The 15,449-nt window shown below is 40.9% G+C and carries 14 protein-coding genes; 8 read left to right on the top strand and 6 right to left on the bottom strand.

Features of this window, described 5'->3' with window-relative positions:
• Positions 1-493: 493 nt before the first annotated feature.
• Positions 494-670: a hypothetical protein gene (locus JTN23_RS18170; protein WP_247236447.1), complete on the top strand. Its 177-nt coding sequence runs from the start codon at positions 494-496 to the stop codon at positions 668-670.
• A 122-nt stretch (positions 671-792) separates the two neighbouring features.
• Here JTN23_RS18170 and JTN23_RS18165 read toward each other — a convergent pair whose 3' ends face one another.
• Positions 793-1,530 (bottom strand): hypothetical protein, encoded by a 738-nt coding sequence (locus JTN23_RS18165; RefSeq protein ID WP_247236446.1) that lies wholly within the window; start codon positions 1,528-1,530, stop codon positions 793-795.
• A gap of 275 nt (positions 1,531-1,805) precedes the next feature.
• Between JTN23_RS18165 and JTN23_RS18160 the strand changes: the two genes are divergently transcribed.
• The 7 genes from JTN23_RS18160 (at position 1,806) to JTN23_RS18135 (ending at position 6,853) form a co-directional block, all read left to right on the top strand.
• The gene (locus JTN23_RS18160) at positions 1,806-2,765 is read left to right on the top strand and encodes a bestrophin family protein (protein WP_247236445.1); all 960 of its coding nucleotides are present in this window, start codon (positions 1,806-1,808) and stop codon (positions 2,763-2,765) included.
• A gap of 96 nt (positions 2,766-2,861) precedes the next feature.
• Positions 2,862-3,884 carry an alcohol dehydrogenase catalytic domain-containing protein gene (locus tag JTN23_RS18155; RefSeq protein WP_247236444.1) on the top strand — a complete coding sequence of 341 codons (1,023 nt, stop codon included), beginning with the start codon at positions 2,862-2,864 and terminating at the stop codon, positions 3,882-3,884.
• Positions 3,885-4,157: 273 nt separating this feature from the next.
• The gene (locus tag JTN23_RS18150; protein ID WP_247236443.1) at positions 4,158-4,538 is read left to right on the top strand and encodes a hypothetical protein; all 381 of its coding nucleotides are present in this window, start codon (positions 4,158-4,160) and stop codon (positions 4,536-4,538) included.
• A gap of 491 nt (positions 4,539-5,029) precedes the next feature.
• Positions 5,030-5,260 carry a hypothetical protein gene (locus JTN23_RS18145; protein ID WP_247236442.1) on the top strand — a complete coding sequence of 77 codons (231 nt, stop codon included), beginning with the start codon at positions 5,030-5,032 and terminating at the stop codon, positions 5,258-5,260.
• Between the two features lie 305 nt (positions 5,261-5,565).
• On the top strand, positions 5,566-6,126 hold the full coding sequence (locus JTN23_RS25855) for a DNA/RNA non-specific endonuclease (protein ID WP_262918566.1): 561 nt from the start codon (positions 5,566-5,568) through the stop codon (positions 6,124-6,126).
• Positions 6,075-6,455: a DNA/RNA non-specific endonuclease gene (locus JTN23_RS26055; RefSeq protein WP_409049459.1), complete on the top strand. Its 381-nt coding sequence runs from the start codon at positions 6,075-6,077 to the stop codon at positions 6,453-6,455. Before JTN23_RS25855 ends, JTN23_RS26055 begins: the two co-directional genes overlap by 52 nt.
• 140 nt (positions 6,456-6,595) lie before the next feature.
• Positions 6,596-6,853: a hypothetical protein gene (locus tag JTN23_RS18135; RefSeq protein WP_247236441.1), complete on the top strand. Its 258-nt coding sequence runs from the start codon at positions 6,596-6,598 to the stop codon at positions 6,851-6,853.
• 98 nt (positions 6,854-6,951) lie between these two features.
• Here the strand turns inward: JTN23_RS18135 and JTN23_RS18130 are convergent, their stop codons facing one another.
• From JTN23_RS18130 to JTN23_RS18105, 5 genes are all read right to left on the bottom strand, one after another.
• Positions 6,952-8,232, bottom strand: a complete 1,281-nt coding sequence (locus JTN23_RS18130) for a tetratricopeptide repeat protein (protein WP_247236440.1) — start codon at positions 8,230-8,232, stop codon at positions 6,952-6,954.
• A 72-nt stretch (positions 8,233-8,304) separates the two neighbouring features.
• Positions 8,305-9,627 carry an McrC family protein gene (locus JTN23_RS18125; protein WP_247236439.1) on the bottom strand — a complete coding sequence of 441 codons (1,323 nt, stop codon included), beginning with the start codon at positions 9,625-9,627 and terminating at the stop codon, positions 8,305-8,307.
• Position 9,628: 1 nt separating this feature from the next.
• A complete protein-coding gene (locus JTN23_RS25940) occupies positions 9,629-11,923 on the bottom strand; it encodes an McrB family protein (RefSeq protein WP_310586727.1) in 2,295 nt (764 codons plus the stop codon).
• 672 nt (positions 11,924-12,595) lie between these two features.
• On the bottom strand, positions 12,596-13,591 hold the full coding sequence (locus JTN23_RS18110) for a hypothetical protein (RefSeq protein ID WP_247236438.1): 996 nt from the start codon (positions 13,589-13,591) through the stop codon (positions 12,596-12,598).
• Complete coding sequence (locus JTN23_RS18105; protein ID WP_247236437.1) at positions 13,588-15,435, bottom strand: AAA family ATPase; 1,848 nt, start codon at positions 15,433-15,435, stop codon at positions 13,588-13,590. The genes JTN23_RS18110 and JTN23_RS18105 overlap by 4 nt, the downstream gene beginning before the upstream one ends.
• Positions 15,436-15,449: the final 14 nt, after the last annotated feature.

The raw sequence follows: 15,449 nt of genomic DNA, 5'->3' as shown, positions 1-15,449 counted from the left end.
ATTTTTTGTGGAGGTTACAACCAAAGGAGGAACAGTGGGGTCAGTAGTTGGTAGGGGCGTATTAGACGCTTAGTCATAGGGTGTCAAGGCTAAAAAAGATAGGATAGAGATTACTATAGCTCGTAGTATAGTCAAATGGAGCCAATTATGGGTTCAGGAGCAGGTATGATTTACCTGATAAAATTCATAATTTGTTAACATTAAATTAACAAACTTTAACTTGGAATATTACCATAGCCAATCCATTCCTGTGCTTCGAAAAGTAAGCTGGAGTAGATCAGCCATAACTGCTATGGAGCAGAAAATCAGTAATTAAACCTACGTCATTCAGGAAGTAAGGAGGTAAATGGCAGGATAGGTACCTTCCTAAAGAACAATTTATTGAATTTTATGATGTAGTTTAGTAAATAGAAATTTAATAGGAAAGGTAAGAGGAGGTATTGTAAGTATTAACTGTCTTTCATATACTTACAGAAAATAACCCTCCCTAACCATGACACTTTTCTACAGAATGTTTACAAGCGGAAGACGTCTTCCATTGGTTCAGTGCTTCCTTCTGGCTCTGGTCGTTTTCATGGGTCTGCAGATACTCCGGATGTTTGGAGGTATGCAGGACACCGGGCACCGCAAGCTCATCTCTGAGATGCACGCCACCTACGCCCAAAATTGATCACTACATTATAACCTTATCCTAGTTGTCTGCATTGCCACTTTGGTCAATGCTGCTACGTTATTGCCTTTGGCGATTGTGCCAGGTAGCCACCCCTGCCTGTGTGGCCGGATGTGGCTGTACTAAAGGGGACTAAACTCGATGGTGTCCCCATTTTGAGTGTAGGCATGGATCAATCCCACACCCTCCTTAACGTAGATGCCTTTGATGAAGCTGAGCGGGTACTGAGCGTTGAGGTACTCTTCTTCCTCCGAAAGTCTGGTGGAGGTAAGGTACACATGGTACAGCTTGTCGTGCCGTTTTCCATTCAGGGTCACGTTGTGTAGGAGCTCCTGCTTTATATCCACAGGTTTATTGATCAGGCGCTCGGGATGCAATGAAAAGGCAAATGTTCTCTGGGCCTTATACGCATCGTAGTGTAACATACCCCGCGTTACTGTTTTCGGAAACTCCGTGATATAGGCTATTGAGTAGTGTACTACATCATCCAGGTCACCGTTTTTGTAGTCTTTCAGATAGCGTTCGGGGTTGAAGTTCTTCGTCAGGGTTATACTAATGGTGAAGGGAAGCGCATTAGCGCCGGAATAAGCGCCTATTATCCGCTTTTCGGCCCGATAATACTCAACACAGGAACTAACGGCTCCTTTACCGTGTATTTTGACCTTGCCCGTTCCACCTATCGGTACTGTCTCAAAATGGGTGTCATGGGTGACGCTGTAGCCCAGACTTCCTACCTTCCCGTTCCAATGTACCTTAGTATTCTCACCCGAAACGGCAGGCACAAATTGATCAAGCTGACCATTGAGCTTGATTTCCCCCAAGTACACATCTTCGCAGGTACAGGACGAAAAGCACAACATGAGGAACAATAGAATAACGGGCAAGTGCAAACTCCGAATGTTCATTTTACTTTAACGAGGATTGGCTACAACTTCAACTCTGTCTTTGCAAAGTTGTAGCCAAAATTAGCTTTCGCCCTTCAAAAAGAGTTAAGAATAATGGCAAAAGGATAGTTATCTGGTATGGACGGATGAAAAGCCTAGATTAATTCAGGAATCTGCTGCTGGTGTTGAAGCCGCCATGAACAATACAAAGGGGAGTTGGTTAAAAAGGCTGTATTGTTCTATAAGTAAGTATGATTGTAAGTAGAAATCTGAAATGGGGCGTGATTCTCCATTATACCTGGAAAAGCCTGACCTATTATATTACCCTGGCTGTTCTGGTTTATTTACTGCACGATTATTTCGAAGTATGGCGATTACATCTTTCATTTACAGCCATCACTGCGTTAAGTACAGCACTGGCCATCTTCCTTGGCTTTAAGACCAGCAATGCCTACGACAGGTGGTGGGAAGCGCGGCAAATATGGGGACTGCTGGTAAACTACAGCCGGGCCTGGGCACGTGAAGTGATCATTATGATCATTCCGGAGAATCTTCAGCAGGCTAGCGAAGTCAAAGAGCTACAGTACCGCATGGTGTATCGTCATATAGCCTTTGTACACGCTCTGCGGGTGTTCCTCCGCAAAAAACACGTTTATAACAAACAGTGGCAGGAAGAGATATACGAGGAGCCCAATGAGTATTCGGATACTAAGGCTTTTCTTACACCCGAAGAATATGAAGTATTCACGCATATGAATAACCCCCCTAACTACCTGCTCGAACAGCAAGGAAAAGACATGAAAATAGCTTTCGAACAGGGCTGGTTGTCAGACTTTAGGTTCATGAGGTTAGAGCAGACGCTCATTGAATTCAACAACATACAGGGGCGCTGCGAACGGATCAAAAACACTCCGTTTCTTCGTCAGTATAGCTTTTTCTCCCGGGTCTTTGTATTTATTCATGCCTCACTCTTACCCTTTGTGTTTGTTGAGGAGCTTCGCTGGGCGAGTATACCCCTGTCGGTTCTGATCTCATTCGTCTTTCTGTGCCTGGACCTGATCGGAGAGCGCTCCGAAGACCCCTTCGAAAACCGTATTGAAGATGTACCATTGACAGCCCTTAGTCTTACCATCGAGACCAACTTAAAAGAGCAGTGGGGGGATATTAATTTCCCAAAGAAAATAAACGCTCCGAATGGTATAGTATTTTAATTATCTCCCTGAACAACCCCTTCACCGGCTGGGAAGCCATCCAGCCTAAGATATTTTGTCATGGTTAGGTATGGTAAAAGGTAATCAAGTAAAGCAATGTTAGAACGACAGGTTTACAGAATGCCTAAGGCCGGATCGATCCGGGATCTGAAGCGGGTCAGCGAAGAGCTGGGACCACCCGGTGCCGATGAAGTATGTGTGAAGGTAGAGGCTATCGGGCTCAACTTTGCTGATATATTCGCCATGCAGGGGCTGTACAGCGCCACTCCCCAGGGATCGTTTATACCGGGTCTGGAGTATGCCGGAGTGGTCATAGCCGTAGGGGCTGATGTACAGGAGTGGAAGGTAGGTGATAGAGTCATGGGCGCTACCAAATTTGGGGGGTACGTGTCACACATCAATAGCCATCACCGCTACGTCATAGCACTCCCGCAGGAGTGGAGCTTCGAGGAAGGAGCCGGGTTTCTGGTGCAGGGCCTTACAGCCTACTATGCCCTTACCGAATTGGGAAACTTGAAAAGTGGGATGACGGTGCTAATCCATAGTGCCGCCGGTGGAGTAGGCATACTCGCCAACCGCATCTGTAAAAAATATGGTGCTTACACCATCGGTACGGTAGGTCAGGCCGGTAAGGTCGATTTTCTGCGGCGGGAAGAGGCCTATGACGATGTCATTCTCAGGGATGGTGATTTTTATACCAAACTGACCGGCGCGCTGGCGGGGCGCCCGTTGCACCTGATCATGGAGTGCATAGGTGGCAAAGTACTTATGCAGGGTTGGAAAGCCATGGCACCCATGGGCCGAATGGTTGTATATGGCAATGCCAGTTTTACCACGCATGGTTCAAAGCCCAATTACCCTAAACTCTACTGGAGGTATCTCCGACGCCCCCAGATAGATCCCCTGCGCCTGCCCACCCAGAACAAATCCCTCATGGGCTTCAACCTCATCTACCTCTACGAGCAGACCGACCTGATGCACCAGTTACTCCATGGCCTGCAGGCCTTGCAGCTCAAGCCCCAGCATGTCGGGCATGTATTCAGCTTTGACCAGATGCACGAAGCCATTCACCTCTTTCAGCAGGGCAAAACGGTAGGCAAGGTAGTAGTACGGGTCTGACCAATGGCGTAGGAGCTGCTATGCCATCAGAAACAACTTCCAGAGGGTAAATCGTAGAGTGTGTATTAAGAGTGGATTAATTATTCTGCTAGGGATTCTAATAATTGAATTTTTGGCACGATTCGTGATAGGTTTGTGGTGAAGGCATACACCAGAGCCCACTTTTGCTGGATTGGCTCGGTAGTGCCCTTGGTGGAGGTAATGAATATCATGTTGATCCTCCATTAGTTATAGATGCTCAGGTAATGTGTAAATAAACCCCTCTATTCTACCATGACTATAAGCTTAACCAACGATCAGAAAGATCAGGTACTTGACTTTTGTATGGACATTGCTGACGAAAATCGTCAGGTTAAGCTTTTCCTGGATGACCTACAGGATCTGGTTCCGGTGGATGAGTACTATTTGTTCAGAGCCCTGGACGAGTTCAGTGCCCTGGGCCTGATTGACGGTAAGATCCAGATCAGGGGGCTTAGTGCCAGAACCTCTCCCATCAGCTTTACCCTCAGTGCCAAGGCCTGGCGGTTTATGAGGGAAGGAGGATTTGCTACCCCGGCTACCAGTGAAAGCCTACCTATGTATCAGGAGGCGACTCCATCCGAAAGGGTAAGCATGGGGGCCTTTGTAGCTGGAGTATTGGCTATGCTTGGCTAAGTACTTTGCTCCTGAATAATCTTCTAATACTTTATAGCAAAGCCGGAAAGTCTCCTATGTAGGCTTTCCGGCTTTGCGTATAGTGGATATTGCTACTACCACACAGGGTTAACATGTATACTCTGATTAGGTACATACAGAAAAAACATACAGCAGGTGCAACTACAGCCCGCCTTTTCACTGCTGCAATACGGTAAAAATACTCATGGACTTCCACTTTCAGTGACCGACATTCCATATAAGGATGCTTAATATGCGTACACAGACCGTTAAATAAAATTTTTTTCAGAGTAGTAGGTCATGGTGTACATTCGGAGCTTATAAATCAATTTTGATTACTGTATGAGGCCGCTTTGGTTACAGATTTCATATTGTTCGTTAGCATTGATCTGCTAACGAACCCAATCTGATAAGTGACTACTTGCTGAAATACAGGAGCTGTACCAGCAACATGATCAGGAGAACGTAGCCTCATGAATAAACCGGTAGCTATGAAAAACGAAATAATGGAGTGCCTGGCTTACTTTAAGGGCAGGTACTCGATCAATTACAACGAAGTGCCGCTTTACGAGATGCCCGTCTTTCAAAAAGCGATGGAGCTACTGGTTAATTTTGGTTACGTGAAAGTACACCGGGCTAAGAACGGCCTCATCTCCCTGGCTATCCTGACTGATGCAGGAATCCAAAAGTATAACGAGCTACTGCTGAATATGCCTGCGTAGGAATGATCGGAGTATATAGAATTACATAATTTGTTAGCCTTGAATAAAACAACGCCCTTACTACCAATGTAAGGGCGTTGTTCTTTTATGGCTACTTTGCCGTTGTTGGGTTACTTTCCAATACAGAAAGTAAGTCTGTGATATAATTTACTAAAAGACAAATGATTATGAACAAATGTGCATCAATGGGTACAAATAGGGAGCAAAGATGCCTTTCGTCGCGAATTTTTTATAGTGGACTTGAGCTTTAACTAAGCGGTTTAAAGTTATGTTCAAAGACAATAGGCAATGAAAGTACTTAGATTATGAGAAGGCACTTAAGCATTATACTACTGCTTTGGATAACAGTTGGCTGTAAGAACGAAGTAGATGTTATACATACCCCTGACATTGAAAGTGTTCACCTAAGTCTGGGGAATCCAACCAACGCTAAAGCTGACTCTACCTCAGCTGATAACTACTTGATGCTAAAAGACGAATATGCCCTTTCTTACAACCGTAACAAGCGGCATACAAATTGTGTGGCCTGGGAGCTGTCGAAAGAATGGATTGGAGGCAGCGATAGGCAGGACAACTTCCGGCCGGACCCGGCGCTTTCTACGGGCTGGTACCGAGTTGTCACAAGCGACTACACCAACAGCGGATTTGATAGGGGCCACTTATGCCCCTCGGCAGACCGCACTAAAACGGATGAGGCATACGCAGCTACCTTCCTGATGACAAATATTATCCAACAGGCTCCCCAGCTCAACCGGGAATCATGGGCGCAGCTGGAAGAATTCTCTCGTAACCTGGCACAAAAGGGGTTTAGGTTATTCATCATTGCTGGGACCTACGGACCACAGGCGAGGGGAGCGCCGGAGTAGCAACTACGATCCGCAACGGCGTCAACGTACCCATTCATAACTACAAAGTAATAGTGGTGGCTATACCTAATGGTGGAAGCATAGAGCAGGTAGACGCCAATACGCCTGTAATCGCTGTAGACATGCCTAATCGACAAAGCTTATTGAATAATAAAAAGTGGACTGAATTTATCACCACGCCAGCCGATATTGAGAAAGTGACAGGAGCCACATTCTTTACTAATCTACCTGAACCGGTAAGGTTAAGTCTAAGGACGGTTAAGTTTAATCCTGCCTCTTCACCTCTTCGAAGGAGTCTAAATGAAGCAGAGGTAGACCTATACCTTTGAAAAGAAAAAGCCCTACAATACTGTAGGGCTATGAGATTAACTTCCTAAGACTTCAACTGACCTCCCCGGCAAACGAGACAGCGGGAGGACCTCAAACAAAGCCCTTGCAGGCTATACAGGATTTAAAATAATATTTAAGGATGTTTTGCTTAGCAAGAGAATATAGTTTTATTGCCGCCATAACCTTAAATGTTACAATGATGCTAAATGCCGAACAAAAACGTAATTTGGAAATAGAGATCAAGGTATTAATAGATGGGGCGTCCAATGATGGATTCTTTACGCTTCATAAGCAAGAGCTTATACGAATTATCGCCATAAAATCAACATTAAACGCTAATGATGCAGGAGCAACTGATCAAGTTCTTTATGATTTGTTGAATTTGAACATCCTATAACGTTAGGAGCAAATAACATAGTAAGTATATTTAATTTATTATTAAAATGTGAAAGAGAACTTTTTAAGCGTATGATATAAGGTGATAAGGTTGTTTTATTAAGATGGATCCCATGGGCATCCATCGGTGCCACACCATTCTGACCCTCCACATATATAACATCTTCTTGTCGGAAATGTTGATAAATAGTCACCATGTCTAGACTTTATAAGTTTTTTAGAAAACGAATTAGGATAGGAAGCTTCTTTTATATAGGAAATAATAGGTGCTCCGTATTCATTTATTTCCATAGTTATTTCTACAAAAGCATAACCTTTGTCAAAGGATAGATTCAGACGCTCATCTAACTGGCCACTAATTGAATTGTATGGGAGTATAGCAGAAAAAGGAAAAAATACTTCTACAAATTTGTGATCTTTGACTGTATTTATAGCATTTCCTCTACTGTGTACAATTGCATGATATATCTTTTGACTCTTAAATCTAGAGTTATGAAGTACATTATGTGGCTCTATTTCATAGGCACTAGCAGTTAACTTTCCCTTAAATGGCTTGTATTTTATCAAACATTTTACTCGGTCTCCCTTGTTCGGAAGAGTCTTACAATCTGACACCCTAAAATAGATGTTGTCATGATCGCAAAACCAAGTCTTGCCAAATAAGAAGCCAAACCCCTTCTCTCTATCGACAAACTGTACAATTGCAATTGTATATATAGACTCTATATATGGCTCTTCCCATCCGTTTCTTTCTTTGTGACTAATAAGCATCTGCTGAGATTTCTCAACAAGCCCGTATAAGAAATAAAGCCTTCCTAAATTGTATAATGTTTGATGTTTTCGTCCAGAAACTTTATTAGCCATCTCAAAATCTTTAATGGCTTTATCTGGAAAATTCAACAATTGAAACAGCGAACCTCTCTCTGTCCATACATATGGTTTCCTAGATCCACCTTTTATCGCTTTATCCATAGCCTCTAATCCGGAATCAAACTCACACTTACTAATATGCCATTTTGAAAGCTCAATCCATGTATTAGAATAGTTATTACCATAATGCAAAGCCTTTTTTATATTCTCTTGCATATTCTCTTCATCACCTAACAAACGCATTACTTTTGCTCTATTAAGATAAATATAATGCTTCTTTTCTACACTAGTATGGCCCAAGCCTTCAAGATACTTTACACTTTCATTGAATTTAAACAAAGCTTCGCGATGAAGACCTAGTTCAAAAAGTGCAAGACCAATATTATTTAAAGATGGAGCTCCTTTAGTTTCCCTTGTGAAAGAATACTGACTAGCTATAATTGAATTGTAATAATTACTCTCCTCCAAATATAGTTTCCCTAAATTTAGATACAGGTATTTTAGTGCCATAGGTTAATGTAAAATTAAAGTATTCATTAATCACATTGAGGGGCTCTAGCAACCTCTTATCATTTTATTGCTCTATATAGCTAGACCCATAGATATTAGCCATTCTCTAAGCTGCTTAACCACTTGCTGGACCATCTCTTCACGACTAGGCCCCGTAACTTCTATGTTTACCGCATCGAAATATAGGGGTAGTGTGTTGAGTAGACCAGAACTTACAGTGAAGTTAGCTGGGACGACAGGGGCTTCGCCGTATCGACAGGGATATAGCAGTAGTACCTGGTCCGTTTCCCTGCGCAAAGCATAGCTAACCATCTGGTAGAGGTCTGTCTGGCTTACCCCATGTTTCGCGTCTATACTACCCTCTGTCCGAATCTTGTACTTTGTATCCACTATTAGCTTTTTTTTCGTCTCTTTGTGGGTCAGCAGAAGATCATTACGGATCTGAAATACTCTCTGATCAGTCAGCCACCCTTTAGCCTGTGACTGAACCTTAAAGTCCCTACTAAAAAACTGCTGTGTTACCCCTGTTACGAAATCCTCAAATACATAATCCATCGGCAAAAGGAAGCAGAAGTGCCGCTGGTTGGCCTGCTGCCGGTTGAGGTAGTGGTCTGACAGAAAAAAGCGACACAGGTCCAGGCACACTTCGTATTCGTGGTAGAAGCGGTTCAACTGAATACTATCGCAGTCCCGTACGGTAACTGGAACATCGCTTACCTCATCCAGCGTAAACAGTACCTTTTCCAGCCATTTGTAGGTTTCGGGCAAACGGCAAAGGTGAGTCAGTTTTTGGGTTACGTACTTGATGATCTGGTTGAGCCGGTTGTTGTACATAAAAGGCTCATGATCGCATACCAGTTCGTGCCAATTCCCTCTACTCAGGCTCTTGTTAATGTATTGCTGTGTATTTAATCGTCCGCGCAGGTAATAATGTGTCTCTGTCGTTTCCGTGTAGTGCTGGTAAGGTTGACTGTTTACTAAGGCAAAGGTATATCGGGCGAAATATCCGATAAGTGCCTCTGGAAAGTCATCAATACGTTCAGAATCGCTGATAAGACTGGAAAAGGGGAAGCGGATACTCTTACAGTAAGATAGCCACCAAAGCAGGTGACGAAAAGCCACCTCACCCTGGTGCTCCGTGAACAGTTTTGGGAGGATTTCAATGGTAACACCCTCATATTGGATAAAGCCAATGTACTTACCCGCTCTTAGGCGAGGTCCCTGTCCTTTGCCTGCGTACTCAAAGCTTAGGAAGGGTTGGCGCTGAGAGCGGCCTTCTTCTGGCTCTTCGTCAAATATCAACCTACTTTGCCACACCTCATCCAGGTACCTTTTAAGCCCATCTACATCAAAATCGTGGGGCAAAGTCTGCTGGGCCGACTTGTGTTCAATCAACCTATAACTCGTCATCTTCAATTTCCAACTGGTAGGTTGCATTATTTCGTTTGGTCCTGATATTAGCCTGTTCTAACAGATTAGCTACCAGGTCGGTGCGACCATTAAAGTATTCCATCAGTAATGGAATGACTCGGTTTTGAAAAACCTCTTTCAGCTGCCCATTTCTTTTGCCAATAAAGTAAGCATGCCCAATAAGAAAATCAGCGGACTGTTTCTGTTTGTGGATGGCTTCGTTCAGCTTAATAAGTATAGAAGCTACATCCTGGTCAAGCCCCGCTACCTCATACTGTGGGTATTTACCTATGAATTCGAAGCGGCGACGAAGAGCGACATCCAGCAGAGCAAGAGATTTATCGGCGGTATTCATAGTACCTAATATGTACAGGTTAGGGGGAAGCGCAAAACGCTCACCCGAAGGAAGGAGCAACCGGATCTCGTTCTCACCGCCCATGCGCTTGTCTTCTTCCAATAGCGTAATTAGCTCTCCGAACACGCGTGACATGTTGGCCCGGTTGATCTCGTCTATGATAAGTACATAATTTTTTTTAGGGGTTGCGCTTACCTTAATTTTTCCGTTTTGCTGTAACAGTTCGATAATAGGTTTATAGTAAGTCTTCATGCCCCCAGTTGGCATTGGAATTATCTCTTCGTATAGAAGCTTCATAGTTTCAAAACTGAGCCAGTGATCCGTGCTACCCCTCGCTTTAGCAATATGTACTCTGGCTGCCGAAAAACGATCCAACTTGAATTCTATGCCAGACGGCATAGGTATCGCTACTGCTTTCCCCTTCTCGACCAAGGGTTGAATTAGCTCATTTAAAACCTCATCAAAAGGACGAAGACCTGTTGTGGCACCACTTACCTTACTAACCTCATAGTTCTGCTGAGCTCGTTTAGCTATTTTATAAAAGATGCCTTCGTGCCTACGGAATTGCAAACCTGTACCTTCATCGTCCAAATCAGGCTTTATACCTATGACGAAATCCTCGTAGGTGTAGTTCTGATGGAAGGTGATGAATTCTATCTGATCATCCAGAAGCTCGTCGAATCGCTGTTTATTCTGCCGGTGATTAGAGTTGCTTACACCATCCACTATTTCAACGGCCAGGTCAATGGTCGCATAGGTTTTACCGGTACCCGGAGGGCCGTATAATATGATATTTTTAGAGTATTTTACTGTCTGCTTCATTAGTGCGGAAGAACTTTCTTTCTCAGCAATTAATTGCTCAAATAGTTCATATTGCTCCTGAGTAGCTTTGAAGTTTGTCCCCTGTTTACCACCCATGAATTTATCAAACGCTGGATTGTTTTTGACTTGATCTCTTACAATTGGGCTTTCTATAAGGTTTTTTGTAACTGTTATAGCTACTCTTTTGCCAAACACACTACTATTTATGTCTGAGTAATAAGACTTTTCTATTTCTTCTTCCGCTCCCTCATAAACATCTGACGCTACCTCAGCCAAAGCATAGCACCCTCCTTGATTACCCGTGACCCACAGAATTACTTTATCATTAAGCTTTATCTTATGTGCGTATGCTGTAATCCGCCAAGTTTTCAGATGTTCATCTCTCAGTGCGTCCTTTATATTGTAAATGTCAGGATTCCCTTGAAAGATCCAGTAGGCTATTTTTTTATTTTCCTTGTAGGCCTCGTGAGAAATCTCGTAGAAGGGTTTCTGGATCTTGTCACGTACCTGTTGAAGTATTAGACGGTAGTCCTCAAGCGTTTTAAAGCTATTACGAATGCCCCTTTTTTTAAGGTAAGGTTCTGTCTGTCCATTTATTGGTAAATACTTTTCTGGATCAACATAAAACAACCCTTCAGTGAGTTTAGCATAACCAACGCCGCGGATGTTAAGTACCTTCTGAAAGGCCTCTTCTGTTATTTTCCCATTCAGAGTCTGGATAAATAGAGTCCGCAGATCCTTTATATCATTTGGCTTTCTACGGTACTGGTAGCCAAACCACCACGCATTTTGAGCATTGGCCGTTGGTAGGCCATGGACATCAGTAGGGATAGATACCTGCAGATTCCAGAGGTTGTGGAGCTTCTGCAAAAGCTCCACACGTTTTCTATCACCATACTTGTTGACTAAGGATAAAAAAGTAAAGGGATCTATCTCAGCCACTTCAAAAGAATTAAAATCTTTCTCCGCATCACGATCGGTTAGCCCATTCTCTATTTCCAGTTGCCTTACAATAGGAACCAGCTCCGCGAGTGGATAAGTATGAAGTTTCTTATTTATCTCTCGGTAGGTTGGGAGCCAGGAGTAGAAGGATTCTTCAGCCATTATTGTTTTTTATATTTAAAATAAGGTAACTCTCCTCTTGGCCATGAAGGTTTCTGCGGCAAATCGGCAAAAGTAGCTTGACTGCCCTTTGATCTAGTACGGCTCAGCCAAAGTTGGACCAATACTACTGTTAGTGATATCTACTTTCATCTCTTGTATGACTAAGAACCAGCTCGACAGGCTCAGCGTTTGTATCATACTATCGGGAGCGAAATAGCCGGTTAGGGCAAAGTCAAGAGCACGTTGCAGGTGAACACTCATAGCGTAAGGAAGAGATTGCGATTGTACTTTATTAAAGAAAATGAATTTGATCCGTTTTTACAACCTAATAAGCGTATACTAGCCGGAACGCTGCCCGGCTAATACAGACTGAAACCTAATACCCAGAACGTTGATCTTTTTCAGCCTCTTCGCTGGGCATATCTGGTATTTATTTGTGATCGGTCAGGACACAAACAAAGAACTTTAGTTGTATTCGTACTTGAACTTTAAATCCATCTGGAGCAGGCTATGACTAAGCTTTCCGTAGAAAGGGGGAAGGACATGAGGGTAGTATTGTTCTAAGCGTAGTTCCGAGAGCTCTGCGGCCGGTTGTTTGTCTTATCTATTCCCTAACATGCACAAATCTATTGAGCGCTGAAAAGTAGTCAATTGTGTGTATTTGTAAAAAAATTAATAAATTATTCTTAATTCATCAGCAATGTCCTTTGTGAGCTTTGATAGGATTCGTTTATGTAACATGTCAGCATGAATATAATTTCCGAGGACGAATTCAATAACTTCTTCTTTTGAATTAAATATAGAATTATAGTTAGTGTATAGCTCTTCTACCTTACTTTCTGAATATACATGTGATTTGCGAATAATATCTTCTACATAATCTTTATGAAAGAAGTATCGTTCTTTGATGCCAAAATCTCTAATACTATTATTGGCTCTAGTCAAATCATGGACACTTGCGTTTTTACAAGGTTCTAGTATTATATTGAATTCTGTATTATTAACTAAAAAGTCTACTGAATTGATATGAGTTTTGAAATTATATAAACCTTCAAGACAATCAATGAATGGATGCAGATGGGTTGCAATAGAATATGTGTTGCTTCCTTTGATGTTAGAGTTACAAACATAACAGGCAGGTATTAAGTTGTAGAAGGATAAGGCAAAATATGGATGAGACGACTTATTAAGGAAATGATCAAAGTGAGGGCGAGTTTTAATATTCTTATTTATAGTAAAAGTAAACTGCGCATTACAATATAAGCATGTAGTTAAGCCAAGCCTTGATGCATGTTTATATGCAAGTTCACCCCTTCTCAACTTTGTAAATGAACGACTACTCCTGTCGTAATCAAATATTTCTAGTATATTCTTGTTAAACCATTTTTTTACTTCCTTTGGAGGATAAGGTGGAGTAATACTATTGCTGTAAAGGTATTTTGCTGTGCGTGATAGAGTATTGATATTCGGAATATGTCCCTCTAATGTTGAGGGACGACCTTTAATTATTTCCTCAAAATTAATCAGAAGGTAGTCAAAGAGGGGACTTAGAATGTCCTCTTGCCTATTGGTGATTCTGTTTTTTGTGTCTAATTCGGTAATGAGGTCATCATAGAAGCTTTGAGCTAGGTTATCAAGCTCTGTTAGAGAAAAGGGAGCTCTAATCATTTTGATTTCTTTTTTAACCTTAGTTCGTTTATTCTTCTCTCTAGTTGTTCTATTTCTTCGTCCACACCAAATTTTATATTCCACATATCTAGTAACTTATTTCGTATAATAGGTTCTCCTATCTGCTCTATAACCTTCTTGTATTTGCTATCAGGTTCTCGATTACCAGGGTTCTTTAAAAAAAGTATTATTTTATCAATTTTGCGCTTTGCAAACTCTCCAATTAAAGCTCCATCCATATAGAAGCTGTCTGATAGGAGCGAATGTATGTTGGCACCGAATGTTTTCTTTCTGTTGTTTTCTTTGCTATGTATTATTGATTTTCCTTTGCCTTTTTTTTCGATAAAAATTAGATGGTGTTTAGGTAGATCTGATGTTAAAAACGGTGTATTCGCTGTAAAAATTAATTGAATCTTACGGTCCTGGAATAGCTTTGATAGAAAAGTAATTGTGTTTTGAAAAAAAGATCTTTGCCATTCAGGGTGAAAGCCAGCATCTCCTTCGTCAATCAATATCATAACATTATCTTTTAGTTTTTTATTTGAATGATGTAATAGGTTATGAAACCTTGCTATAAAGGATAAAAAAGATTGTTCTCCAGTACTAAGTGTCCGCCAGTTAAATTCTAAAAAGGATGTTATACCCATTATTTGTAAGTATAAGTTTATGAATATTTCAAAGTCATTATTTATTTCTTCTTCTATATTAAAAGAAAAATACTCTTCAGTATGTACAGTTATTGTTCCTTTTTTTATCAGTTCTTCAATATGTTCAATAAATTTTGGTATAAGCTTTGATAGTGTCGCATTTCTAGTATAGCTAACTGGTGTTCCATTGAAGTTGTATTCTGTTGGCAAGTTTTTAAAGAAATGCTCTGTTATTGATTTTACCAATTTTATCTTTCCTATAGATAAGTTATATTTAAATTTAATATTTATGTTAAAATTTAGATCAGTTACAAAAAAATTACAGACTAGTGATAGGAGTAAATTGTTTATTAGTCTTTCTTTGGGTTCTGATGTTGTGTTCAGTTTTCTAATATTTTCTATAAATTCTGTAACATCCTCGTCTTTATTTTTATTGAATAAAAAAAAGTAATCAGTTAGGTCAATTTTTATAAAAAGTTTCTCTGGGCTTTTAAAAGGAATGTGAATTTTGTTTTTTGAGGCTAATAGTTGAACGGCTCTTGCAGTTTCAGATGTTACATAATAATCTAAGTCAGAGGCTGTTACATGTAAGTTTTCTTTAGTAGTTTCTTCATTTGGTGAAATTAATTGATTTTCGCTTTTTTCAATTAACAGCCTGCTTGTTGATAAATCTACTAAACCTTCTGAGTTGTACTTTAAAATGGGATTCTTTTCCAAGAAGTAAGAGTAGTATATATATGAAATGTCCTCTTGTGGATTCTTGTCTAAATAATTATTATTGATTTCTTTGAAAGATTCATAAGGTCTAGCTTCAAAATGGCTTATATTGCTATCTAACGTTAATTTCATATGCATAGGATATGCGACAATATAGTATTCTTGATCAGAGATTATCGTTGAAAAAACTATTATGTCGTTTTTTATTTCATCATAAGACCCGTCTGGTAAATAGGTTTTTAAATAATTCAGTATACTGCTTTTGCCTGATCCATTTTTTCCAATTATTGCAGTTACATTTTGAATATTATCTTCTTCAAAAAAATTTTCTGTAAAATCCTCATTTCTTGTGATTTGAAGGTTGTACATTTCCTCGCTTTCTGAGGTTGGAGTAAGTTTGAAGATAAACCTAGCAGATAAATTTATTTCAGCTTTTTGTAGGTAGCCAAAGTCTTTTATCCAGATATAATGAATTTCCATAGGCAGAATTTGTT

Source organism: Telluribacter roseus (assembly GCF_017355915.2).
Classification (GTDB): Bacteria; Bacteroidota; Bacteroidia; order Cytophagales; family Spirosomataceae; genus Telluribacter.
The sequence above is the reverse complement of the archived record's forward strand: the minus strand, read 5'-3'. Positions and strand labels throughout refer to the sequence as shown.

Coding starts and splice junctions, on each gene's coding strand:
- JTN23_RS25940 (WP_310586727.1), bottom strand. CDS start 11,923: ATGGCTGAAGAATCCTTCTACTCCTGGCTCCCAACCTACCGAGAGATA.
- JTN23_RS18150 (WP_247236443.1), top strand. CDS start 4,158: ATGACTATAAGCTTAACCAACGATCAGAAAGATCAGGTACTTGACTTT.
- JTN23_RS18160 (WP_247236445.1), top strand. CDS start 1,806: ATGATTGTAAGTAGAAATCTGAAATGGGGCGTGATTCTCCATTATACC.
- JTN23_RS18165 (WP_247236446.1), bottom strand. CDS start 1,530: ATGTTGTGCTTTTCGTCCTGTACCTGCGAAGATGTGTACTTGGGGGAA.
- JTN23_RS18130 (WP_247236440.1), bottom strand. CDS start 8,232: ATGGCACTAAAATACCTGTATCTAAATTTAGGGAAACTATATTTGGAG.
- JTN23_RS18145 (WP_247236442.1), top strand. CDS start 5,030: ATGAAAAACGAAATAATGGAGTGCCTGGCTTACTTTAAGGGCAGGTAC.
- JTN23_RS25855 (WP_262918566.1), top strand. CDS start 5,566: ATGAGAAGGCACTTAAGCATTATACTACTGCTTTGGATAACAGTTGGC.
- JTN23_RS18155 (WP_247236444.1), top strand. CDS start 2,862: ATGTTAGAACGACAGGTTTACAGAATGCCTAAGGCCGGATCGATCCGG.
- JTN23_RS18170 (WP_247236447.1), top strand. CDS start 494: ATGACACTTTTCTACAGAATGTTTACAAGCGGAAGACGTCTTCCATTG.
- JTN23_RS18105 (WP_247236437.1), bottom strand. CDS start 15,435: ATGGAAATTCATTATATCTGGATAAAAGACTTTGGCTACCTACAAAAA.
- JTN23_RS18110 (WP_247236438.1), bottom strand. CDS start 13,591: ATGATTAGAGCTCCCTTTTCTCTAACAGAGCTTGATAACCTAGCTCAA.
- JTN23_RS18135 (WP_247236441.1), top strand. CDS start 6,596: ATGTTTTGCTTAGCAAGAGAATATAGTTTTATTGCCGCCATAACCTTA.